Annotated in this window: 29 protein-coding genes and 1 pseudogene; 2 read left to right on the top strand and 28 right to left on the bottom strand. The window is 50.6% G+C overall.

Annotated features, from left to right (window positions below; translation table 11 throughout):
* Positions 1-10: 10 nt before the first annotated feature.
* The 3 genes from AAHH42_RS11125 to AAHH42_RS11115 form a co-directional block, all read right to left on the bottom strand.
* Positions 11-985 (bottom strand): IS110 family transposase, encoded by a 975-nt coding sequence (locus AAHH42_RS11125; protein WP_342221038.1) that lies wholly within the window; start codon positions 983-985, stop codon positions 11-13.
* A 206-nt stretch (positions 986-1,191) separates the two neighbouring features.
* The gene (locus AAHH42_RS11120) at positions 1,192-3,975 is read right to left on the bottom strand and encodes a phage tail tape measure protein (protein WP_342221039.1); all 2,784 of its coding nucleotides are present in this window, start codon (positions 3,973-3,975) and stop codon (positions 1,192-1,194) included.
* Complete coding sequence (locus AAHH42_RS11115; protein WP_342222024.1) at positions 3,972-4,172, bottom strand: DUF1799 domain-containing protein; 201 nt, start codon at positions 4,170-4,172, stop codon at positions 3,972-3,974. Before AAHH42_RS11115 ends, AAHH42_RS11120 begins: the two co-directional genes overlap by 4 nt.
* Here AAHH42_RS11115 and AAHH42_RS11110 point away from each other — a divergent pair.
* A complete protein-coding gene (locus tag AAHH42_RS11110) occupies positions 4,123-4,263 on the top strand; it encodes a hypothetical protein (protein WP_342221040.1) in 141 nt (46 codons plus the stop codon). The genes AAHH42_RS11115 and AAHH42_RS11110 overlap by 50 nt on opposite strands.
* A 19-nt stretch (positions 4,264-4,282) precedes the next feature.
* On the opposite strand, the gene AAHH42_RS11105 is transcribed toward AAHH42_RS11110, so the two are convergent.
* The 18 genes and pseudogenes from AAHH42_RS11105 to AAHH42_RS11020 form a co-directional block, all read right to left on the bottom strand.
* A complete protein-coding gene (locus AAHH42_RS11105) occupies positions 4,283-4,594 on the bottom strand; it encodes a phage tail assembly chaperone (RefSeq protein ID WP_072551181.1) in 312 nt (103 codons plus the stop codon).
* A 9-nt stretch (positions 4,595-4,603) separates the two neighbouring features.
* Entirely contained in the window at positions 4,604-5,266 is a 663-nt protein-coding gene (locus AAHH42_RS11100; RefSeq protein ID WP_342221041.1) for a phage tail protein, read from the bottom strand.
* 101 nt (positions 5,267-5,367) lie between these two features.
* The gene (locus tag AAHH42_RS11095) at positions 5,368-5,775 is read right to left on the bottom strand and encodes a phage tail terminator-like protein (protein WP_342221042.1); all 408 of its coding nucleotides are present in this window, start codon (positions 5,773-5,775) and stop codon (positions 5,368-5,370) included.
* Positions 5,772-6,227, bottom strand: a complete 456-nt coding sequence (locus tag AAHH42_RS11090; protein WP_342221043.1) for a hypothetical protein — start codon at positions 6,225-6,227, stop codon at positions 5,772-5,774. Before AAHH42_RS11090 ends, AAHH42_RS11095 begins: the two co-directional genes overlap by 4 nt.
* Before the next feature lies 1 nt (position 6,228).
* Positions 6,229-6,579 carry a hypothetical protein gene (locus AAHH42_RS11085; RefSeq protein WP_342221044.1) on the bottom strand — a complete coding sequence of 117 codons (351 nt, stop codon included), beginning with the start codon at positions 6,577-6,579 and terminating at the stop codon, positions 6,229-6,231.
* Positions 6,580-6,583: 4 nt separating this feature from the next.
* Positions 6,584-7,063, bottom strand: coding sequence for a DnaT-like ssDNA-binding protein (locus AAHH42_RS11080; RefSeq protein WP_342221045.1), 480 nt, complete (start codon positions 7,061-7,063; stop codon positions 6,584-6,586).
* Position 7,064: 1 nt separating this feature from the next.
* Complete coding sequence (locus tag AAHH42_RS11075; RefSeq protein WP_342221046.1) at positions 7,065-7,235, bottom strand: hypothetical protein; 171 nt, start codon at positions 7,233-7,235, stop codon at positions 7,065-7,067.
* Positions 7,236-7,274: 39 nt separating this feature from the next.
* Positions 7,275-8,344, bottom strand: a pseudogene (locus AAHH42_RS11070) (P22 phage major capsid protein family protein).
* Positions 8,345-8,378: 34 nt separating this feature from the next.
* On the bottom strand, positions 8,379-9,131 hold the full coding sequence (locus tag AAHH42_RS11065; protein WP_342221047.1) for a DUF6651 domain-containing protein: 753 nt from the start codon (positions 9,129-9,131) through the stop codon (positions 8,379-8,381).
* A gap of 201 nt (positions 9,132-9,332) precedes the next feature.
* Complete coding sequence (locus AAHH42_RS11060) at positions 9,333-10,427, bottom strand: hypothetical protein (protein WP_342221048.1); 1,095 nt, start codon at positions 10,425-10,427, stop codon at positions 9,333-9,335.
* A 94-nt stretch (positions 10,428-10,521) separates the two neighbouring features.
* On the bottom strand, positions 10,522-11,898 hold the full coding sequence (locus tag AAHH42_RS11055; RefSeq protein WP_342221049.1) for a DUF4055 domain-containing protein: 1,377 nt from the start codon (positions 11,896-11,898) through the stop codon (positions 10,522-10,524).
* A gap of 42 nt (positions 11,899-11,940) precedes the next feature.
* Positions 11,941-13,431, bottom strand: a complete 1,491-nt coding sequence (locus AAHH42_RS11050) for a terminase (RefSeq protein ID WP_342221050.1) — start codon at positions 13,429-13,431, stop codon at positions 11,941-11,943.
* Complete coding sequence (locus AAHH42_RS11045; protein ID WP_342221051.1) at positions 13,394-13,906, bottom strand: hypothetical protein; 513 nt, start codon at positions 13,904-13,906, stop codon at positions 13,394-13,396. Before AAHH42_RS11045 ends, AAHH42_RS11050 begins: the two co-directional genes overlap by 38 nt.
* The gene (locus AAHH42_RS14870; RefSeq protein ID WP_425286293.1) at positions 13,863-14,003 is read right to left on the bottom strand and encodes a hypothetical protein; all 141 of its coding nucleotides are present in this window, start codon (positions 14,001-14,003) and stop codon (positions 13,863-13,865) included. The genes AAHH42_RS11045 and AAHH42_RS14870 overlap by 44 nt, the downstream gene beginning before the upstream one ends.
* A gap of 17 nt (positions 14,004-14,020) precedes the next feature.
* Entirely contained in the window at positions 14,021-14,233 is a 213-nt protein-coding gene (locus tag AAHH42_RS11035; protein WP_342221131.1) for a hypothetical protein, read from the bottom strand.
* A 376-nt stretch (positions 14,234-14,609) separates the two neighbouring features.
* Positions 14,610-15,068 (bottom strand): lysis protein, encoded by a 459-nt coding sequence (locus AAHH42_RS11030; protein WP_342221130.1) that lies wholly within the window; start codon positions 15,066-15,068, stop codon positions 14,610-14,612.
* Entirely contained in the window at positions 15,061-15,579 is a 519-nt protein-coding gene (locus tag AAHH42_RS11025) for a lysozyme (protein ID WP_342221129.1), read from the bottom strand. Before AAHH42_RS11025 ends, AAHH42_RS11030 begins: the two co-directional genes overlap by 8 nt.
* Positions 15,576-15,779 carry a class II holin family protein gene (locus AAHH42_RS11020; RefSeq protein ID WP_342221128.1) on the bottom strand — a complete coding sequence of 68 codons (204 nt, stop codon included), beginning with the start codon at positions 15,777-15,779 and terminating at the stop codon, positions 15,576-15,578. The genes AAHH42_RS11025 and AAHH42_RS11020 overlap by 4 nt, the downstream gene beginning before the upstream one ends.
* Positions 15,780-16,073: 294 nt before the next feature.
* Here AAHH42_RS11020 and AAHH42_RS11015 point away from each other — a divergent pair, with 294 nt between their 5' ends.
* Positions 16,074-17,033 carry a hypothetical protein gene (locus tag AAHH42_RS11015; protein WP_342221127.1) on the top strand — a complete coding sequence of 320 codons (960 nt, stop codon included), beginning with the start codon at positions 16,074-16,076 and terminating at the stop codon, positions 17,031-17,033.
* 291 nt (positions 17,034-17,324) lie between these two features.
* Here the strand turns inward: AAHH42_RS11015 and AAHH42_RS11010 are convergent, their stop codons facing one another.
* The 7 genes from AAHH42_RS11010 to AAHH42_RS10980 all read right to left on the bottom strand — a co-directional run bounded on the left by AAHH42_RS11010 (position 17,325) and on the right by AAHH42_RS10980 (position 21,321).
* Positions 17,325-17,813, bottom strand: a complete 489-nt coding sequence (locus AAHH42_RS11010; RefSeq protein WP_342221126.1) for an antiterminator Q family protein — start codon at positions 17,811-17,813, stop codon at positions 17,325-17,327.
* Positions 17,810-18,172 (bottom strand): RusA family crossover junction endodeoxyribonuclease, encoded by a 363-nt coding sequence (locus tag AAHH42_RS11005; RefSeq protein WP_342221125.1) that lies wholly within the window; start codon positions 18,170-18,172, stop codon positions 17,810-17,812. The genes AAHH42_RS11010 and AAHH42_RS11005 overlap by 4 nt, the downstream gene beginning before the upstream one ends.
* 34 nt (positions 18,173-18,206) lie before the next feature.
* Positions 18,207-19,172, bottom strand: coding sequence for an ATP-binding protein (locus tag AAHH42_RS11000; protein WP_342221124.1), 966 nt, complete (start codon positions 19,170-19,172; stop codon positions 18,207-18,209).
* Complete coding sequence (locus tag AAHH42_RS10995; protein ID WP_119797011.1) at positions 19,084-19,962, bottom strand: helix-turn-helix domain-containing protein; 879 nt, start codon at positions 19,960-19,962, stop codon at positions 19,084-19,086. Before AAHH42_RS10995 ends, AAHH42_RS11000 begins: the two co-directional genes overlap by 89 nt.
* Positions 19,963-19,972: 10 nt before the next feature.
* Positions 19,973-20,530, bottom strand: coding sequence for a phage antirepressor KilAC domain-containing protein (locus tag AAHH42_RS10990; RefSeq protein ID WP_342221123.1), 558 nt, complete (start codon positions 20,528-20,530; stop codon positions 19,973-19,975).
* Complete coding sequence (locus AAHH42_RS10985) at positions 20,499-20,792, bottom strand: transposase (RefSeq protein ID WP_342221122.1); 294 nt, start codon at positions 20,790-20,792, stop codon at positions 20,499-20,501. Before AAHH42_RS10985 ends, AAHH42_RS10990 begins: the two co-directional genes overlap by 32 nt.
* Before the next feature lie 163 nt (positions 20,793-20,955).
* Positions 20,956-21,321 (bottom strand): IS630 transposase-related protein, encoded by a 366-nt coding sequence (locus tag AAHH42_RS10980; RefSeq protein ID WP_323586042.1) that lies wholly within the window; start codon positions 21,319-21,321, stop codon positions 20,956-20,958.
* Positions 21,322-21,533 lie beyond the last annotated feature (212 nt).

Raw genomic sequence — 21,533 nt, 5'->3', positions numbered from 1 at the left:
GTCTTGCCCATCATGATGCAAGTGCTATTTTTGTATCGAATGGGATGCCTGATTTCAGCACACCATACGCCAGTTGGAGTAATTTGCGCATTGCTGCACAGACGCCCATTTTACCCCCTTTATGGCGTGATACGAGTCGTTGCCACTGTGCTTTCACTATCGGATTACAAGAAAGGGCAGCCAGAGCGGGCATATACAACGCTTTCCTGAGCTCGGTATGACCCCGTTTTGATAGGCGGCTCCGTCCTTTAAATAAACCTGATTCACAAAGTTTTGGGTTAAGCCCGGCATAGGCCACCACTGCCTTACTGTTAGTGAATTTTGACACATTACCCACATACGCCAGCAAACTGGCACTTAGTATTTCACCGATACCAGGAATACTCTCCAGCAACGCTTTATTTTTCTTTAAGTCAGGATCGTTATCGATATGGTTTTTTATTTTTTCTTTGGTGGCCTGGATTTGTTGTTTAAGTGCAGAAATGATTTCAAGCAGTGAGGATTGAACGACATCGTCAGCCACTGATTGCCGATTTTCTTGCATTTGCCTCATTTCCTCTAAACTCTTTAGATGGCGTACTAGCGCGGTTAATTGACGTTCGCTCAAGGGAGGAGGAGTCCAGAGGACAGGTGTATGCAGTGCGCAGTAGCGCACTATCATTTTTGCATCCCCCTGATCCGTCTTGTTCCGACTCAGTTCACTCTCACCAAAGGCATGAATACGTGATGGGTTTTCTAGGCTGACGTCAATGCCATTATCAACTAAGAACATAGCCAGTGGAACACTGTAACTCCCTGTGGCTTCGAGACAAATATGACAATCCCCGTAAGGGATAAGCCATTTCAGTAGTTGGCTAAATCCAGAGGGGGTATTCGGGAATGCTTTTGTTTTATACTTTTTTCTCTCTACCCACACTGCAACATCGAATTTTAATTTGGCAACATCAATACCCACTGCGGTCTTGTCCATGGCTGATTCTCCCATGAAAAACAGATAATTAAATGATCGCCCCGACCTTCCTTATAAATACGTGCTCTTAGCACAAGATACCGTTCGGTCTTACAGGCGACGATAAATATGTCACCGGGGTTTTATCTGACTGCACAAGCTTTAAGCCTAAGGGCGCAAACAAACTCTCCGGTGACATCCCAATGATCAGTTGGGGATCATCAACCTTTGAAAGTTAATAATCAAGATATAAGGGCATAAAGATTATCGACGCCAATACGCTCGGTGGCGTCTTTAGTCATCACAAATTCGCCTTTGTGGACGATACCCGCAGGCTGGTATTTGTCGCCTTCCCCGGTGTAGCCACCGCTCGCATGGCTGGGCACGGTGCTTTGCCAGCGGGTGTTCATGCCCATTACACCGGTTCCCATGGCGCTGTGACTGGTTGCATTTACAGGGTTCGTGGTAAACGACCCCCCTATCCAGCCCATGGCTGCCTGTATTGCTTGAGCAATCAGTAATCGATTAATGATATCGACGATATTTGTCAAAAATGCCGTGGCAAAGCTTTTCAGATTCGCCTGACCGGTGGTGGTCAATTCGGTCATCATCGAGGACAGGTTGCCCAGGGTGGTGCTAGCCAGTGTTTGCGTCGCAGCGAAGACATGATGGGCGGTTTCACCGTATTCGGTTATTCCTTGTTTCATGCCCGCGAGCCAGTTTCCTTCGTTTCGCTTTTCCTGATGAAAACCCGCCTGTAACGTGTGTTTTGCTCTGAGATAGGCGGCGGTGATTTTTTCTAATTGTTCGGCATCGGTGATGCCTTCTTTTTGTTTCTGATAGGTATTATCCAGCTGAAAGGTCTGGTCAACGCACCTGGCCTGTTTATCGGTGAGGCCAAACCTGGCCTGCTGCTGAGCGTTACGACGGGCAAGAGACTGGCTGGTGTCTTCCATCTGTTTGAGTGCGGCGAGTGCTTTTTGCCGCTGACTATTCTCACGGGATAGCTGAGCTTCCAGTTGCAGGCTGGCATTGATTTCTTTGGCACGAGCTAGTAGCGATTGTTGGTCAGCAGTCAATAACGATTTGGTTTTTAAATCCGCTATCTGCTGCGTGAATCTCACCTGCTGCTTTTCCTGCTCGCTCATCGAGGTGGTGAGCGTGGCTTGTTCACGTAACATCGCGACCCGCTGGCGGCTTTCCAGTAAGGCGCGGGTAGCGGCATCATCACGGTAGACTGCGGCTGGACGGCCTGTTGCCTGGCGGATAGGGGGTGATTTTTTGCGCTTCTCGTCGGGAAATCGTGCTTCGATAGCCGCACGGATACGCGCTTGTTCCTGCGGGCTGAATCGGGTAGCAATCTCGTTAAATTTTTTCAGCTCTTTGCTGCGCTGCTGGGCTTGGTTGGCATAGCGTTCACGCCAGTGGTCTTGGCGTTGCAGCGACGCTTTTTCGATGGCTTCGGCCTGGCGCTCGGCGGTTTGGCGGGCAGCTGCAAGGTCTGCCTGAAATTTCTTCTCCGTTAGCAGTGCTTTTTGCTGTTCTAGCCCCTGAATCATCGTGCGGTTAAAGTAACCTTTTTTGAGGTCATTTAACTGAGCATCCACCCGAACGATTTGATTGCTCAGGCTTTGCTCTCTGCCGATATCCAGCATCGCATTCCAGGCGCTTTTGGCGGTGTTTTTCAGGCTGTACCAGGCTTTTTCCATCGTACCCAGATTGGCGACGATGTCATCCGCCCGGGTTTTCAGGGCATTGGCATAGGCCTCCATCGCCAGGCGTGCTGCACCTAGAGTATTGCCCGCACGTTCCAGCGCGGCTATCTGTTCATACTCGGAAGCCGTCAGAAAATGTAATTGCTTGTCTAATGCTTTGACCGCAGTAAGCGGTTCCTCCTGTAAGCGGGTAAAATGTTTGACGGTGTCATCGACGGATTGCCCCGTTGCCGCGGCCATTTTGGCGGCCGCCACGCTGACCTGTTCAATTTGTGTGCTGTCAAACGCGCCGCTGCCCACCACCTGTGCCAGAGCTGCCGATAACGCCGATTGGGTTAACCCGTCACCGGAGAGTCGTTTAGCCAACTGTTGTAATTGAGTGGCGGTTTTGCCCGCATACTGGCCGGTCAAAATCAGCTGCTTATTGAAGGTGCTGCTTTCTTGTGCACCCCGGTAGTAGGCCAGTCCGACGCTTGCCAGCGCGGTCGCGGCGCCCCCGAGCAGGATTTTGGTCGGTGTCAGCCACTGTCCCATGGCTTTGAGTGCATTGGCGATGCCACCAAAGCTGTCCCGGATTTGTCCTCCTTGCTGAATGGCAATCAGGTACAGCGGCATCCCCCCGGCAATCGAGGTCGCAATGTCGGTAAACTGCATCGGCAATTGACGTAATGCCATCCGGTATTGACCCGCCGATATCGTGCCTTTTTTCCAGCTGTTTTCTTGTTCCCTGAGTGTGGCAATGAAAGGTGCAGCCTGTTGGGTGACGCCCAATTGTGCGGCTTTGTAGGCCAAAATCTCCGCAGTGGTTTTCCCCTGACATTCACTTTGTTCACGCAGTTTAGCAATAAAGGCGTTTTTTGCCTGAGCGGCGACTTTGTCTGCAGCGGCTTGCGCCGCCGCGGCACGACCTTCAGCGGTTCTCGCTTGGGCAGCTTGAGCGAGTTCATCACGCGCCTGATGAATTGCCCGGGCGGCTTGGTCAAAGGTGTCCTTGTCAAGGAACGGCAAGTTTTTATACCGCCTGAGCTGCGCTTCCCTCTCATCAAGCTTGCCAAAGGCCGCGGTGACCGGATGAATTTTACCCAATAAGCGGTGCAGCTCATCACGCTGTTGTTGCAGGCTAAGATTGGCCTGGGTTGTTTGATGGCCGAACGCATTGAGCGTACGGGTAGCCGGTGTAAACGATGAATTGAAATCCTCGGCTCGGGTGGCAGTACGCGCCGCCGTGTCGCCAAAGTGTTCGAGTGCCCTGTCCCCTTTTTCCAGGTTTGAGGTGTCGACACGTAGCGAAATCGTTGCAATCTCTGTCATGTTGAATGCCTCTTGTGAATAAGGGACAAGGCGATACTTTTCAGGGTGCGGATATCGTCAAAAACGGTTGCGCGGGGTTCTACGCCTAGTAGAGTCATCACGTGGAGTAGGCAGCCATAATCCAGGCCAGTCGGACCCGCCATCCCCGTGCGCCATTGGGTCGACATCGCCCGCATGACGAGGAAAGACGGCCAGATGTCAGGCCAGACTTCAATGCACTGTGCGTTAAAATCCTCAGGGCGTAAGCCTGCGCTGGCTAATTCTTCCGCACAAGGCGCTGGGGTGTAGAGCGCCGTCGCAACCGCCCTCAGTTTTTTTCGCGTTGACCCAAGAGCTCACGGTAAAAGGTGTGAATGATGGCTTCAATGGCTTGGGGATAGTTATTCGCCAATTTGGTCAAATTGTCACGATTTAACTCATCGGGCAGCGCCCAGGCGGCGGTAATGTGTTCAACAAAATCCAATCCCGTTTGGTTTTTGCGTTTTTCCCGCTCCGCCATCTCGTTGAGTGGCACATGTTTGAAGGTAAAGGTCACGATACCGGCCTCCAGGCCCGCGCGTGGAATAGCCACATCGGCTTTAAAGCGTGGCTGGGGTTGTAAGGTAAATTCAATCGACATGGGGTATCCTTAGGCGGGTTCTTTGTAAAACGTCATCGCGGGACTCTGCAGATTCAGGACCAGCGAGACGGTTTCAACGGCATTGACTTCGGTATGGGGGACGTCGTTAAAGGCCACCGTGGCTGACCAGTAGCGTTTTTCTTTCGGGCCCGGGACGAACATCGAGAAGGCGACGATTGCTTGACCCTGATCGACGGCCCGTAATAGCGGATAAATCGCCAAAGCAGGATCATGTCCCAAGGTATAGGTCAAGGTGCGCGGGGCTTTCACGGTGTTAACATTACGTTGCACTGTATCCGATAAAAATTGCAGGCTGACCGTTTGTTGCTCGCCACCAGAACTGGACACCTCTTTGATTTGCGGAATTTCTGTCCAAGTTTTTATTTTGCGGATGCTGCCCATTCCACCACCGGCAACAAATTGCGTGGTCTGGCGGGTGTCGATATTTTCCAAGGTGATGCTGGTTGCCGTCGCCGCCGACACGCGAGCAACCCGTTCATTGAGTCCCGTCCAGCCGGAAGAAATGTGAACAAGGTCATCCTTTTTAATTTTATCGTTGCCGACTACTGTGAGCATCGCATGGGCAGCATTCGTGATAGCCGTAAACGGTAGCGCGGTTTCGTAGTCTGAGGCCAGGTAAACCTGGGCACCATTCGGTAAGGCAAAGCCCATAAGCTGTCTCCGAGTGTTAAGATAATAAGATGATGTTTAGAAATAAAGTAATAACGAAATAATTGTTGAGGTCAGTTGATCAAAATAATGCCGTTTGCCAATCAGATCACATACGCCCGATAGCGCATACTGAGGGGTAGACTGTAGGTGTGACAGTGGGTGATACCCGTAAATACTGTAGGGACACTGATGATAGCACAGCGGATAATGCCATCGGTTAAAAGGGTGCCCAAATCAAACAGACTGATGAGGTCATCAGCGATAGCCTGTACCTGAGCCTGGCCGCTGCCCGTCGGGGCACAGAGGGTAATTTGATAGACCCCGTGATAAACCCGTGAAACTTGCGCCAAATCCAGGCATTCCGTGGTCGCAGGCAAGAGATGCGATTGCAAATACAAGCCGCCGGTGTCGCTAAACTGCACGTTTTGACTGGCGACGGGAAACCCTTTTTGTGCTGCCCAGGCGCCCAAATGGTGTTCAAGTAGCGCTATGACACGCCCCGTGCTCATTTTTTAACCTCTTTAACCGCCTGGTTAAACAGCGTCTGAAATTCTTCCGCTGTCACCCTAATCATACCGTTGGGGGCCTGTTTCGAGTGACCGAATTCTAACCGATAAGCATAGGGCACGGTGTTGCTGAAATAAATGGCCTGAGTTCCCTGATTAAACTGCGTTAATCGCTGTATTCCCTCAGTGAGCGTCAGATTGCCACGGGGGTCAATGCATCCGGTTTCCGTTTCTGCGGGCGCATCAAAGGTCACCTGCCAGTTGCCGCGAAATCGACCACCGGTATAGCCTGGTGGCGCTTTGCCTTGCCAGGTGTCCGCGTTACCCACTGGTGACATCGTCACCAATCTTGCCAATATTTTCATGCCCAGCACCTGGGGGAGTGCCTGATGCGCCTGTTTACTCTGGTTGACAAAGGCAGTCATGGAGGCCATAAAGCGTTTGTTATCCTCCATATTAGGCCCTCAGTTGCAATTGGTAACACAGCAGCAGCGTAGCGGGTTTCACGGGCGTGACCTGTATCACCCGATAGGCTGTGCCTTCGATAAGAAGGCGATCGCCCTGACGAATTTCCGTTTCAGCTGTCGCCATCATTTTACTGTCACCCTGTTGGATAAGCGTGCCCTCTGTTTCACCCTTGGTGTAATGAGTAATGACGCCCGTCAACCTGTGATTCTCCCGCGGAACAGCGACTTCAACGCCTTTGATGACCTGCACACCCCCGCCTCGCTGTAGGGTATAAGGGGCGCCATTGTCACGCAATACACGGTCGGCAGTACGGCGTAAGCCTGCATAATTGATCGCCATGTCATCACCCCCTGACGAGCTGACTCTGTCTGCTGCTGATGAGAAGGCCGCGCAGTAAGCCAGGCAACCAGCTAAAATGAGGTGACGAAGCAGAACCCGACGCATAGGTCACACTGACAGCTCCAGCAATACTTTCCTGAACCACTTCCTTGCCACCCGAAAACGAAGGCGTCAAATCGATAGCCTGTGCCGTCAACGCCAGACGGCATTGCACCTGAAGGAGTTGTGATGGAATAATATTTTCGGGTAATAAATAGCCATCGAAGATAACCCCTGAGCGCGGCCAGGCCAGGGGCTGAGAGGCGGTGGTACGTTTGCCTTGCCAGTTCAGTCCTGCTAGGTAATCCATGGCTTTTATCAACAAGCTTTCACAGGCAGCGTCCTCCGTGGGAAGCGGATCGCCTCGTTTACTCGCCAGCTGTCGTAAATCGGCGACACTGGCATAACTTTCCCTCTCGGGGGAGCTGATATCCGTGATGAGCATGTTATTTTTCCTGTTCACTGTGTTGCCATCCTTCATTCAGCCAGCGTGTGACTTCATCGGAATGCACATTAGCGGTTATTGGATCATCAGGGTGACGTGGGAGCGGGTGTATCATTGGGATTAAAGTTGAAGGTGGTTGGGTGACGACAGTGTCTTTTTTGCTTTTGGTCATGCTGTTTTCCTAACATAAAGTGGCTATCACGCCGCTGTCTTAGCCTAAAATCAGCGCACTGTGCTCCGGTTTCACTGCCGCAACACCCCAGGCTAGCCCGACTTCATAGCGTATCTGATGATACTGACGGTAGAGCGCCACTTGGAAAGTCATGCCGGAGACCGGATCGGTGACATTCATCACATCATCGGCGATATCCCCGCCTTGAGGCATCGCCGGTGTCCGTGACGCCAGCAGGAACGCATTGCGATCGAATGCCATGTTAGCGGTGTAGTGACCAACCAGCGTGACGACGGTGTTGTCCGCCAGGTCTTCCAACAAGCCCGGCGCAGACAGGGTGATAGTCGAGGCGCTGGCCGCTGCCACCACGTATTGATGCATATCGCCGGTAAAGGTGACAATATCCCCTCGGTTTACTGTGCCAGTTCCACTGTCTATGGCAATGAGCTGATTGCCGACGTGATAACCGCCCGCTTTGTTGACCAGAAAACCACTGCCGGTCCCTGCTGTGACCCGTTTGATGCCCGCGGAATTGTGCAAATTAAAGCCTTCAATACGCCCGATGGTCCCTTCCCGCAACAGGGCTTCGCTGCCCGCTTCGTTGACTTTAAACAAGACGGATTGTTTGCCGCGAATGTTGGAAATAGCCGCTGACCCCAAGACCATTTGTAAATCGGTAGTCGGGGCCCCGTTATCTTCCAGCACGCGACGCGCATCGGCAAAATCGGCCAGGTCTTCTTTGACGCCAAAGGGAGTGCTCCCTGCCTTTCCGACAGCCCGCGCTGAGCCGGTGTACAGTGCCCCTAAATCGCGATCGACTTCGTTCGCCAGGGCACGAAAGGCTTGTTTGAACTGGTCAGCCAGCAGCAGGTTATAGGTGCCTGCCGACCCGACAGCCAGTTGTTCTTCCCCGTTGCCGTGGGACCGGGCACGATATCCACCGTTTTGGCGATGGGGGCCACCGGTGCGGTGATATTTTGATCGAGGGCGGCGGTTTCCGCTTTGCTGTTACGGGCGACGGCGGGAATAAAACCGACTTGCTCACGGGAAACGCTGTCTAATGCGGTATAAATGGTGGGGATCAACCCCGTTAAGGTATTGCCTGCCATGCTGTTGCTCCAGGGTTAAGGGTAAGGTGTGTAATTAATCGACGATCGAGATACCGTCTTTGAGTGCGGCCTGTTTGCTGCCGATGTCCAAGGCATCAAAGGCGCTGCGTTTGAGTGTTTTGTGTCCGTGCTGCTGGGGTGTGGGTTGTGAACCGCCGCCACGGTGGCCGGAGGCTTTCAGAATGTGGTCTTTGTGCGGATACTGTTCGATGAGGTATTCTAAGGCTTCCTCAAACTCCGCGATTTCCCCGGGCTGACGGCGTGAGAATACCTTGTTGCCTGCCGCATCCGTGGCGACCACTTTACCTGCGTCAATGCTGAATGCGTGACCGAACCGGGCTTGCACCAAATCCGCCGGGATCGCCAGGTTATCCTGGATAAACGTCGAGCTGCTGAAACGTCCGCCAATCATCTCTTGATACAACTGGGCTTCCAGGGTTTTATTTTTGCTGCTGGCCTCGTCAAGCTGAGTTTGAAAAGCTTGAGTGATTTGTGCTTTCACCTGGTCGACCGCACCGGCCTCGATTAATTTCTTTTGATCGATGTGGGTGAGCGTTTGCAGTGCTTCACGGGCTTTCGCTGGGTCGTCAATGCCGGCAAACGCCTTGAGCTTGGCTTCGAGTGCTTCCTTGGCCTCACGGTGGCTTTTGGCTTCCCCATTGAGGGCGCTAATTTTGTTCAAGGCTGCCACCGCATCAAAGGGGATCGCTTTGCCGTCCTCATGCAAATACACCGGCATGCCGTTTTCCAGTACCGCTTTTCCTTCTGTATCGAGGTGCAATTTCATTGCTATTGTCTCCGCCCGCAGGCTGGGTTAACCGGTCATCCGACCCGGGCGCTGTGTCGCTTCCGCTCACAGCTGTTCATAAAAAAAGCCACCCTGGGGTGGCCTGTGTGAAGTTGGTTATCAACGCTATTTTAAAATGTCCAGTTTTTGCTACTTTACGTGATGAGAGAACATGTTAAGTTGTGCTGACATGTTGATTTTTTACTCTATATGGAGGGTTTCGCGCAGCTGTTCTAACGTGAGCCATTCCCCTTTGTCGCTAAAAAATGCGTCGGGACGCCGTCCCTCCTCTCGCAGCATTTTAGCGCGGGTTTTACCCAGGACTTGGATTTGCCGCGCGTAAGGTTGTTGCTGTAACCAGTCAGAATACGTGGTATCCGCAGGCACTTGCCCGTCCAGGCTGGCGCGTGTGCCCGGGTCCAGCTCATCTAAGTCAATGCCCAGGGCGCGCCAGGATTTGATGACCAGTGTCTCCGTTGAGCGACAGCAAAAGTGCAGGCGTCCCGGTCCTTGCAGATAGGGGATTTTGTGGCCGAGTGGCTGGCCGGCTAGGGTGTAGCACAAACGGTCACGGATAACACAGGGTGATGAGGTTTTGTTATCCAGCGTACTGAGCCACTGTTTTCTGTCTATCATTGCGGCGTTATTTTCAGCAAATTTATCCCGTGCTACCGCTGAAACATGGTTAACAGCGGTTTTGACCACACTGGTGAGATTTTTGCGACTGATGTCCAGTACCCCATCTTGATACTGTTTTGCCCTGCTCCCGCGTACTTTGCGTGTAATTTGCTCGACGGTATCACCCAAGAGAAACCCGTTTTTTACCGCGTTGTTGATACGCTGAAAGCGATCGCTTTCCAGATGACTGACCCAGTCGCGCAGTAAACGCCCTTGAAAGGGCTGCGCCATCGCTGCCGCGTAAACCTGTTCTGCGGTGATAATCGCTAAGGGATAGCGGTGTAGCACCCCATCAGGCAGCAGGGTATCAAAGAGACGGCAGTGATAACCCGCTTCGTGCTCAGCAAAGGCTAGCAATTCCTCGCTGAGCGATAAATACAGGGTACTCATTGCCTGCTGATTCACCTCTTGGACACAGGCTAACAAGCGGGCTAACTGTTTGACTTCGATGTGTTGCGGATTAACCTTCTCCAATTTCCCGAAAAGTCGGGCGGTTAGTTCAGCATCATATTGGTTGAGTAGTGCCACCTTTTCTTTAACCACCCCGAGAGCATAGCGTGATTGAAACAGACTGTGTGCCAGGGCTTCATCACGCAGACGTTGGTTGACTGTGGACATGGTAACCCCTTAATAGAAAAACCGGTTTGATGGCATGAGGATAACGGGGTGTTTTTATACAGCCTGCGCGTCACCTCACGATGCCACGCGGGCGTTACAGTAAATCCGGTGGCAAATTGTTAAGTTCATCACACAGGGTTTCCGGGTTGGCATCGGCATCAATAAGGTTCAGTGCCTGTAAGGCGCGGATGGCATCCACCTGACGAATATCCCCGCCTTGCCGCAGTGCCTGTATCGCCAGGGCGGCCGGGGCATTGAAGGCTTGCTGGGTGGTTTCAAGCTCGGTGCGAATGTCCACCTTGCCGCCGTCTTTTTCGCCTGACCAGTCTGCCATCAGTTGCAACAGGGTATCGAGGGCATCTTCTAGCGAGTTAGACAGGGTGTAGAGCGGGGATTGTTCTTGTAGGCGCTCTTCGCTCACTTGGTCGAGGGTCTTGGTGCTACTGTTTTGACTGCGCAACAGCTTGCCACCGGCTTGACGCATCTGCTCGACCAAATCCGTCAGTGCCTCTTTGCCTGCTCCTACGGCGGCGCCCGAATGTTCGGTGTACGCACTGCCCTGTTTGGTGCGGTCAGTAAAGTGTGTCGCGCTTGAGGCACCAATGGTCAACTTTTCGCCGGTTTCAAGACCAAACACATTGAGGATGGGCACCCGGGCCACATGCAAAATATTGTCTTGCTCACTCTGGCTTTGCCAATGTTTGATATTGAGTAACGCCAGATTCAATAGCGGCGGGGCGCCACACATAAAACCGGTGCGTTTGCTGTACAATGTCACCAACGGAATGCGAGGGCAGGAGGTTGCCCAGCTGTCGTGCAGTATCCAGGTTTCCCTGCCATCGGCTTGCCTGATTTTACGGTAGAGTTCAACCCGACCGGGCGTCAACTTGCGGATTTGCGCGATTTTCTGTTGGCGGTAAGGGGCGGTCTCGACGACAATCTCTTCTCTAATTCGCAATTCTGTCAGCTGGACCGGCCCTCCTTGGTGGCTGGATTGCCAGCCGATGACCTGGCGGGGGTTAATCAACACCGCATAGGGACGGGCGCCACGGGCTTTTTCCTCAGCACGGGTTTTCAATGCTTCCACACGGGGGTAGTCAACCAGCGCATGCGCCACGCCGTATTGCAGCGCCAGGCTGAAATACGCTTGCGCCCAAACATCCAGCCGGTTGCCCAGCAAATCCATATCCTGGCAGTACTCGACAATCACGGCGGGGGTGGACTCACTCAATTGGGTCGGTTCTGAAAAGACACGACCTAAGTTATTTTTGAGGGTTTCCTCGTAAGCCGGCAGCAGCGTGGCGACGGAGAGACGTTGCTGATAGCTGTGTTTATCTTCATTCGTCCAGCGCGGTAAATAGGTTTCGCCCTGTTGCCGTAGGCATAAGGTGCCGCCCATCAGGGCGTCATTGATGTCCCAGGCAGCTAGCAGGCTGTTGTAGTCAAGATGGGGCGTGGAAATATCGGACATGGTTTGACTCTCATGGGTTGTTAACGCGACTGTAGAGGGCCGTTACAGTCTTAAGGGGGTTACCTGCCCCCGAAGCTGACGGTGATTTCTTTTGGCGACGGCAAAATAACGAAAGGCATCGGCGGCGTGGGAACTGGCATCGTGCAGCGGTTTGTCTTTCCAGCAGCCGTACTGGTTATCCCAGGCTTTGCGGTAGCGCTCCAAATGACTGAGGCCTTGTTCACAGGTCACGCTATCAAAGGCACAGCGCGGCAGGATTTCCCGTACCGACTCAATGCCTTCATCGACACGCAATCGGGGGACCACCTTGAAATTGATGCGGTAAATGTCACCGTCCAGCGCATAACCTTCATAAGCCAGTTGCCGACGGCTTTTGCCGTCGCCCGCTAATTCTCGATTATCAATATCGTGCGGGGCCCAGTGTTCGCCATAGTGATAGGCGCGGGCTTTCAATACCTGCATGTAATGCCGCAGGCCTTCGCCACTGTTTTCGTAATAATCCATCAGGTGAAATTCACTGCCGACCTCACGGACAAACCAGATAACCGTGGCATCGCCTACTCCTAAATCCCAAAAGGTGTGCACCGGCAGGTGCGGATTAGCCGGTAAGGTACCAATGCGCTGATTCTCATAGAGATAACGGAACTGATTGGCGTAATATGCGCCCTCAATCGATTGCTGAAAGGCCTCGCTCGGGATTGACGGATACTCGCGTTTCATGTCGTCACCCAGTGTGCTTTCTTTGGCGTAATACCAGGCTTTTTGTTCCGCCGTTAGCCTAATCGACTGTTTGGTTTGCAGCTCGCTAAAGTAGGCTTGCAAGCGCGGCGGCAACGGACTGCTCACCGGCAAGGCATACTGCGGATTGTTCCACCAGGAAAAGAAGAAGAACTTCCAATCCAATGGGCCTAAGGGTTTGTTGCTGAGTAAGGCTTTTTCCGCCGTTTGGCAGTAATCGAAAAAATACCCCGCACGGCCCTCTGCCGTCGATTCAATGGTGACCACGCAGTCTGTGGCGACCGCTTCAAAGGCACCAGTGACGATTTCACGGGCTTTCTCAGGAAATTTGGCACACAGCTTGCCGAATTCGGAAATATGCAAATAGCGCAAGGTGCCACCGCGAAAGGAGGTGCTGATGTACAGTGAGCCGCCGTTGTGAAACACCAATTCGCCTGCGGAATCATTGCGGGCGGGATTAGCACGTTTAAGAAGGTCAGGCAAATGGTCGTAGGCGTATTTCACTTTCTCGCGGAACAGGCGTTTGGCATCGTTTAAGGTATGTGCAATCAAGGCACATTTGGCTGACTCAAAGAGTGCGGCATCCAGTTGGATAAGGCACACCTCGGTGGTAAAGCCCAGCTGACGGGCTTTCAAAATCAGATTGCGTGTATGCATCCCCGTGAAATAGGCACGCTGCTGCGCCGTCATCGTAAAACGGATTTTACGTCCGTGTTTATCGGTAATAAAATACAGGTGGTTTAAGCGCCAAAAGCGATCAGCTAATTTTGTTTTCAGCGTTGGATCGAATGCCATGGGCGTTGCCTTCCGCGAGGTCTTTCATCCATTGTGCCAACTCTTTCTCGGCCCCTGGCGCCGTCTCGTTGTTCAAGCCATAGGCATCGCGCTCACCTTTAATCAATTTCAGTTGCGCATCCACCCCGGCGCTGAGCGTTCTGGCAAGAGCAGCATGGTTGTCTTCGGTGATAACGGTACTGCTGAGGAAGGCTTTCAGATGGTTAGCAATCTGCCGCCAACCGGCTAAGGCCACACGATGGGATAAAACGACAGACAAAGCTTCATCCGAAGCTTGTTCAATAATATCGTGGTCGGTGCGCACAGTATTTTTAGTAGAAAAAGTGCGCACAGCCGCACTGCGCACCACTTTATCTTTTGTGGCCGCCGCCACTTTCTCGGTCAGGTCTCTTTGCCACGCGTTTCTTACTGCAAATTTCCTGAGGGTCGATTCAGGTACCTGATAGCGTTTTGCTATCGCACGGACAGACAACACACCCGCGCGGTAAGCCGTAGCGTTTTGCTATCGCACGGACAGACAACGCACCCGCGCGGTAAGCCGATTCGATGGCCTCCCAGTCAGGCTTTGCCATGATGAGAATTCCTTGGGTTAGGGGGATTTATCGAGATGGGTATAGGTCGCTACCGTCTGGCCTGCGGCGTTCAGCACAAAGGCAGTATCTGAGGGGGCAAGATGAATGGCATCACTGATACCGTTGGAGGCGATATCAAGGCGTTGAGCATTGCGGTTCCAGCCCCAATGGGCGCTCGGATAGCCAACTTCACCTTGACCGTTGCCGAAATTAACTTTGATGGTGTACATAGGGTGCTCCTGTGTTGATGCGATCGACATGTCGTCGCGTTATGTCGATAAAAGTGAATAAAATGAATAGGAAGAAACAGCGTGTGGCAGTGCTAACTGGTGGATTTTATTCCAGAGTGTGATTTTGCATTCTGAACATTATCCATAAAATCAATTTATTAAAAATTGAGCAGGGTAAGTTCATCGAAATATCAATGCAATCCGCCTCCTCAACATTAAAGCGAGCAGTTGTCTTCATAATGAAGACAACTTACCTCTATTTAATTTACGGATTTTAAATCCGAAAGTGACGAAGACTCCCAAGGGTCGCATTTCAAATGCGCATGGCACTGCACACCCTGAGTCTACATACACCCAATTTCATCTTTTCGATTATTTATTGCGCCAAACAGACTTGGGTAACGTACGCCTGCAAGCCTGCAATTTGCTGCGTGACTATTTCAATGCCTTTTCGGAGACGGAAATAATCGTTGACAACGGCGTCGTCAAGTCGGGCACCGGCAGCATCATCCAAGCGGGTGGCCGTGGGGGTGGCGGGCAATGTTTCACAGCGGGCAGCGAGCTGCACCCGACGCTTGCCAACAAGAACATCATGTTCAAGGGCAGCGAGCTGAGTTTTTGCATCGGTTAATTCCTGGGTGTGTTTGTTATCGAGCACGGCTATTTGTTGGTATTGCTTTTGCCTTGTTTGGAGCGTGATAAAGAGGTTATCGCGCTCATCCCTTATTGTTTTGATGACGCTGTCTTTTTTTGCTGATTCAGTGTGATAATAAACCGCCACCAGACTGACGAGCAGAATGAGACTCATCAGGATAAAAAATAAGCAATTAAACATCGAGTCCCCAACAGGTGAGTTCACTTTCTTGCGCGCGTCTTATTACTTGACCCGCACAGTTATTGGCTCGAATGCGGCAATCTTTACCGCCGTCAAATAGCCAACGTTTAATTTCAGTACAAGCACCGAGGTAGTCACCGGCATTCAATTTTCGATAAAAAGTCGACGAGAAGCATTTGCCTACACCGATGTTATACGGACAAAACGAAGCAATACCGGCTTTCTGGGTATCGGTTAACGGTACCTGAACATGACGTTCTACCCAGGCAATCGCGTTATCTACCTCAAATTTGTTAACTTGCTCGCATTTCTCTGCACTGAGTTGCAGGCCTTGCATTACCGGCTTGTCATCAACTCGTGTCGCACCGCTGCAAATTGTCCACACGTTAGCGCCGTCTCGGTAAGCTGTCAGCCGATTGCCTTCTTTTTCATGCAGAAATTGTGCAAGAATGGCGGTCGCTGTCGTCCCTGCCAAAATCAGTCCCAGCATGGGTTTGCTTAGCTTGCTCATTGGCTTGTTGCGCTCTTACGCCGGTCTTCTTTAATCTTGAAATACAGATTGGTCAGATAGGTCAGTACCGCCAGAGAGACGCCAGCCAGTACACCAATGGCGTTCCATTGTTCCGGGCTGTAGCTGTTTAGCAAACCATTCAGGATGCTACCGGCGGAAGCACCATAGGCAACGCCGGTGGTCAGTTTTTCCATGCTCATTCTCGTCTCTGAGTGGGGATACCGTTTCCCGCTAGGGGTCGGGGGGGTGTCATAGAAATAGTGTCGCACCCTAAACCCTCGTGGATAAAAGTGATGGGCAGTGAGGGGAGGCAAACATGAAGAAGTCAATCGTTACATTCGATTACACTCGTTAGCTACCTTTAGAATGGCGATTTTCAATATACTTTCTCAGTTGCCATTGGAATATTTTTTTCAAGTTTATCGTCAGAACCTGTCCTGTTGATGTAACAACCCCCCGGTGAGTAAATGAAATAATTCTAAAAAGGATACAACATGCCCTCTATTGTTACCTCTGCAACCTATTCAAATCACATTCCAGGCACCAATACTCGTACACCAGCGGATAGGTATAAAGAAATTGGCGATAAATTTTTGATAATGGTGGGGAAAACCCCAACGGATTCCTCCTTAGAGCAAGTGAAAACAAAATGTCTCTTTTGGTTGAAATGTGACTCAGAAGTTAGTTTTGAAACCCGTTGTGATAGTGTTAATTTGCTTATAGATTGGTTAAAAGAAGGTCAAGCTTCAGAGTACCGCTCGGCTAAGGCGCATCGTCTTTTAGACTGGGTAGTCCCAGATTCCCGAATGAAGCAGTATCAGGAAAGAAGAACATATAATGGTGAGTATGAATCAATAGATAATGCAATGGTCAAGATTGTACACTCTGCAAGATATAATGAGCTCATACTGGATCTGTCAGGATTAAATCTAACTGATACACCAGTGATTCTTCAAGATAAGCTACAAAAACTTGATTTATCTAACAACCAATTGCCTGTGTTTGATACCCGTCTTTGTTATCATAAGAGAGATTTGGGTAATTTAGAGGAACCGAATGAGGAGGAAGATAAGATTCAAATCGATGGTCAATTTTACGCTGTTTGTCCAATAAAAGTAAGAGAACTTTACCTATCCGGAACTTCCCTTTCCCAAGCACCACTTATATTACCGCAGGGAATAGGATATCTGAATATCTCCGACATTCCCGAGCTAGAAATACCTGCAATATCAAGCGAATTACGGGTAGCATTACAACTACAGGAAGTCCGGCTCATCTCTTACTATGAAGTATTAAAGTCTTGTAATCCAGAATTAAAAGTAGTAAATATCGTGGCAACACCGCTTGAAAAGCTTCACGATTTTCAAACGATAGAAGGATTATGTGAACATGCTTCTGAGTATGGAATACATATTATCGCTCAAGACCCATCTAATAAATGGATAACTGTTTAGCTAAAATTAAAATGCAATAAGGTCATGTATAGTAGAGCGAGAGTGTGAATATTTTTTTGAGATCTAAATGAGCATTATCAATTATACGACTGTGGTTATACTGGCAGAATGCGTTAATCTTACGTTCTTCCCGCTTCATTTATTACCGTTTCGATGAGGGAATACCCTATTAATTCAAAAACAAAAACCCCGACAGCGAAGGTCAGGGTTTTACGGTTGTTCGTTATCAATGTACAGACACGGCAGGGTACCCTGCAATCATTGCTCATTTGCTCTTTTCAGTCAATAGCATTACGCCACTTTTTTAATTTTATCGACACGTTTACGACTTTTAAATGCCTGTTCGAGGGAAGGATGGAGTAGATACAGACTTTCTTCGAGTATTTGATCAATTTCCCTACGGCAGGTAGCCAGTGAGGGGGTTTTAAATCGGTTGCCCCCTCGTGTGCTGATATTGCGCGGTATAGCGGCTTTCTGGCTATAAACCGCTATCGAATAACGGGAAAGGCGTTGTACGTAGTAACTGAGCAGGATGCCAAAAGCCTGGTTATCCACCGGTATCACCGTATCCACCACCCGAGAAATCAACAACCCGTCATCATCATTACACATTGGCCTGGTAGGATTTTCTTGCTGCTTTTTTGTCGCCATACAGTGGGCGATGAGGCTACTCTGTGGCTTCTCCAATCGACCGCTGTATACCCAGGCTCCCCAGCGTTCCAGCCAGCTGTTAACCCAGTGATACTGCTCATTATTGAGCCTAAGTTGTGTGACGTTCATGCTGCCTCCTGTTCCGTTATGATTATCTCCCTCCTGCCGCCTTGCACCTGTTCACCCCGAATGATGTGCAGGTCATCAATCACACTGTCATCGGCAATCATGCCCGCGTGTACCAAGGCATCCAACGGTGCCTTTAGCAGATTATCTAAATCGCGTTTCCTGCGGTATGGGACATGAACTCGTACCTTGACACGAAGTTTGCTTTTTAGGCACAGGGTAAGCCCCTTACGTGCAATTAACGCAATAACCTCGGTACGGTACTGCCTGCCCTGTTTGCTGATGTAATGTCGGCCTCTGGCATGTCGCCAATAGGTATTCACTGTCGGCGGGTAAGGCAGCACTATTCGATATTCATTCATGTTTCATCTGTCTCTACTGGCGCCGGTTGATGTGTTATGCCGTCCTGACCCGATAGCTCTCCCAGGTAAACGCCAAAGTACAACCGCCACCTTCGTTCATTCTGTCCAGTACTCGCTCACCGAGGTAAGTCGTTAAGTCTTCTTTCGGCAAATTGCTCAGCAGCAGCGTCGGTTTCATGTTTTCATAGCGGGTGTTGATGATTTCAAATAAAATCAGCTTTTCGGCCTCACTGCCAAACTGCACACCGATTTCATCGATAATCAACATGTCGACACCGGTGTAGTGCTTAATCACCTCGGATTCGGTTTGGGTGGCGTCTTTCGCCCAGGTGCTCTTGACCTCTCGAGTAATACGTAGCGCGGATGTCAGAACAACCGAGGCGTGGTGTGTCGTAATGATGTGTTTAGCAATCGCAACCGCCAGATGATTTTTTCCTGTCCCGGGTTTGCCGCACATCACCAACCCACCGCCTTGCGCTAAACGCTCATGCCATTTTTGTGCATAGGCCTGGCATACCTTCTGGCAACGCAAGGATTCAGCATTAATCGGCTGATAAGACTCAAAACTGGCAGTGGTAAAGCGCGCAGGGATACCCGTCTGGCTCAGCAAATTTTTAATCAATTGGGCCTGATTTCGCTGCTGGTCTGAGGCGATATTCTTTTTCAATACGGTGATTTTTTCGTGTAAACACGCCGGACAGTCCGTTTTCTGTTGCACGTTGGCAAAGCCCTGCAGGGTTCGACAGCGTTGTTCAAAAGCCCCGTGTTGTGGGCAGAGGACCTCTGCTACATCAACCCGAACCCCTGCTATTTCCTTCAGCGGGGCACGGGCACTTTTCAACCGGTCTTCAAGAAAAGTGAGGTCTTGCTGCTGACGCGAATTTTCTATTTTTTCAATGACATTCATCACATTACCCTTCCATCCACGCCGGAAATACCGTGGTGCCGTAGTCTTTTTTGGCGAAGCGGTCGCCAGAAACCCGTTTGAAGGTGGTGCCATCCACTGCCCGTTTGTTCTGGTAATTCAGTTTCTGACTGGCGGTGCAAAACCAGCTTTTAGGCGTGTCGTGACGAAACTCTAAATCCAATCGTGTCAGCTCGTAGACCAAGTCCAAATGCGGGAATAGCGTTTGCCAGCTGTCGAAATCTTGCGGGGTCAGGCGGATTATCTTCCCTTCGAAGGCGTAACGGCTCGCTAGGCTGGTCTGAGTGTCAACGTGAGGGGAATTACGCTGAGCAGGAAAACAGTCAGGGTGGGGGATGGGGTCTTCTCGCTTGGCAGGACACTCATCGACTTTGATTGCACAAATTTTGCTCGCAGTTGGGGTGTTAGGTTCTATGACAGGTTCTATGACTGGTTCAAAAGAATGACTGATTCTGGGTGTTCCTGATTCACCCCTTCCTGGTGTTCCAGATGCGCTACCCCGTGTGCCAGATACTCCACCCAGCGTTCTTGATTCACCAGGAGGTGAACCTGTATCCTCCCCGGGTGACTTATTTTCACCCTTCACTTTTGGGGCATTGTTTAACGTCAAATGATAAACATTCGATTTATTCACGCCCTGCTCATTTTTACGATATTCAATCCACAGCAAGCCGTCTACTGCCAACTGGTGAAGATGTTTTTGTACCGAGCGATCTGTCATTTCACACTGATGAGCGATATAGGGCACTGACGGCCAGCATTCGCCTTGGTCGTTGGCATTATCAGCCAATTTGAGTAAAATCAGTTTTCTCAGCGGATTCCCCACTTTGATACTCATGGCGTGTGTCATTAATTTCATACTCATTGTCTATTCCCTATGCCGCGTTTGTGATCGTTTTCAATAAGCCTGCTTCACATAGCTTTTTTGTTAGCCACGCTTGGCCCTTGCCGGTCAGTAGCGGGGTGAAGGTGATTTTCATCCCGTGCTCCGTCTCGATGGGCGTTTCTCTGAAGGTGAAATAGTCCCGCTCCAGGTACTCCTGTCGAGGCACATTTCTGCGAGAAGGAATACCCATTAGCACGTGATTTTTGCGTAACCAAACAAACAATTTGTTGGGACGAAGGCCCATCAGCTTGGCAAAATTGCCCACCAGAATGCCACTGGCTTCGCTCACACGGTCGGCGAAATCTATCTTAGGGGCAGCCCGTGCTAACGGGTTTTCTAGCCGTTGGCGTCGCTCAACCTCTTGCGTTAATGTTTTCAAGGCTGATAAATAATCGACCGGTAAAAACGAGTAGGCCGCTTTCTCTTCCAGTTGCTGCCAACGATCGACTACGCGGGCGGTAAATTCAGGGGAGAGTTGGGCGACCACCACATATGGCTGAACGACATAATAATGATTATGCACTATATTGAGAGAATAAGGCGTCAAGGCTGCAATTTAAGTCCCTTCTTTTGCTTTTGGCTTGTGCCCATTTATGTTCAATGGGATTGAGAGCAGGTGAGTAGGGAGTGAGATATTCAATCCGATGCCCGGTTTTACTGATAGCCTGCTGAATGTCGAGACGTTTGTGGAAACTGGTGTTATCCATCACGATGACACAATGAGGAGGAAGAGTAGGCAAAAGGCGCTGGGTAACCCAAGCGTAAAAAACATCACTGTTAATGGAACAAAAAAATAATCCGCCCGCCATCAGGACGGTTCCCAGTAACGCGCCAATGACATTTGTTCGGCCCTTAGCCTGTCAATCCTGGGTACCCCAACAGCGTTGACCTCGTGCAGCATAACCGTGGGTTCGTGGCCTATCGTGTGCGAAACCGCTTTCATCCAGATAAACGACCGGTTTTCCCTGCTTTTTATAGCAGGCTATCGTGTCCTGGAAGGCACGCCGTGTCTCTTCGTCTGCCTTGGGATGACGCAGGGTTTTTTTTATAGGTGACACCCAGGTTTTTCAGTGCCTGCCAAATGGCTTTCTGGCACACCTGAAAGCGCGCCGCCCGTTCCCGTTGGTAAGCATCGGGATAAAGTGCAACATCTTCAGCTAACGCCACTTTATCAAGCTTACGCCGACGGGGGGAAGAAGCTTTAACCTCGATACGACTGAGCCAGCGAGTAACGGAAGCTGAACCAATGTGGAAGCGTTTAGCGGTCTCTCTGATACTCAAGTTTTCTTGCTCTCGAATACCCAGAACTTTACGGCGAAAATCGACAGAGTGGCTCATCGCTAACTCCCTGTTAAATAATTTAGCTATACATTGTAATCAAAATTAATACGTTACGCTGTAGCCCATGACTTTACACGCTGACTGAACATTACACAGCTGTTTTGCCAGGTCAAGTAAGCCGAGTTTCGGTTTGATTATTTTTGCTGTTTGATTCATTTCTAACACGCTTTCATTTCATATTAAATATATTGAAATGTCAGATTAAATTC

The sequence above is a fragment of the Candidatus Fukatsuia endosymbiont of Tuberolachnus salignus genome (assembly GCF_964030845.1).
In the GTDB taxonomy this organism is placed as follows: domain Bacteria; phylum Pseudomonadota; class Gammaproteobacteria; order Enterobacterales; family Enterobacteriaceae; genus Fukatsuia; species Fukatsuia symbiotica.
The sequence above is the reverse complement of the archived record's forward strand: the minus strand, read 5'-3'. Positions and strand labels throughout refer to the sequence as shown.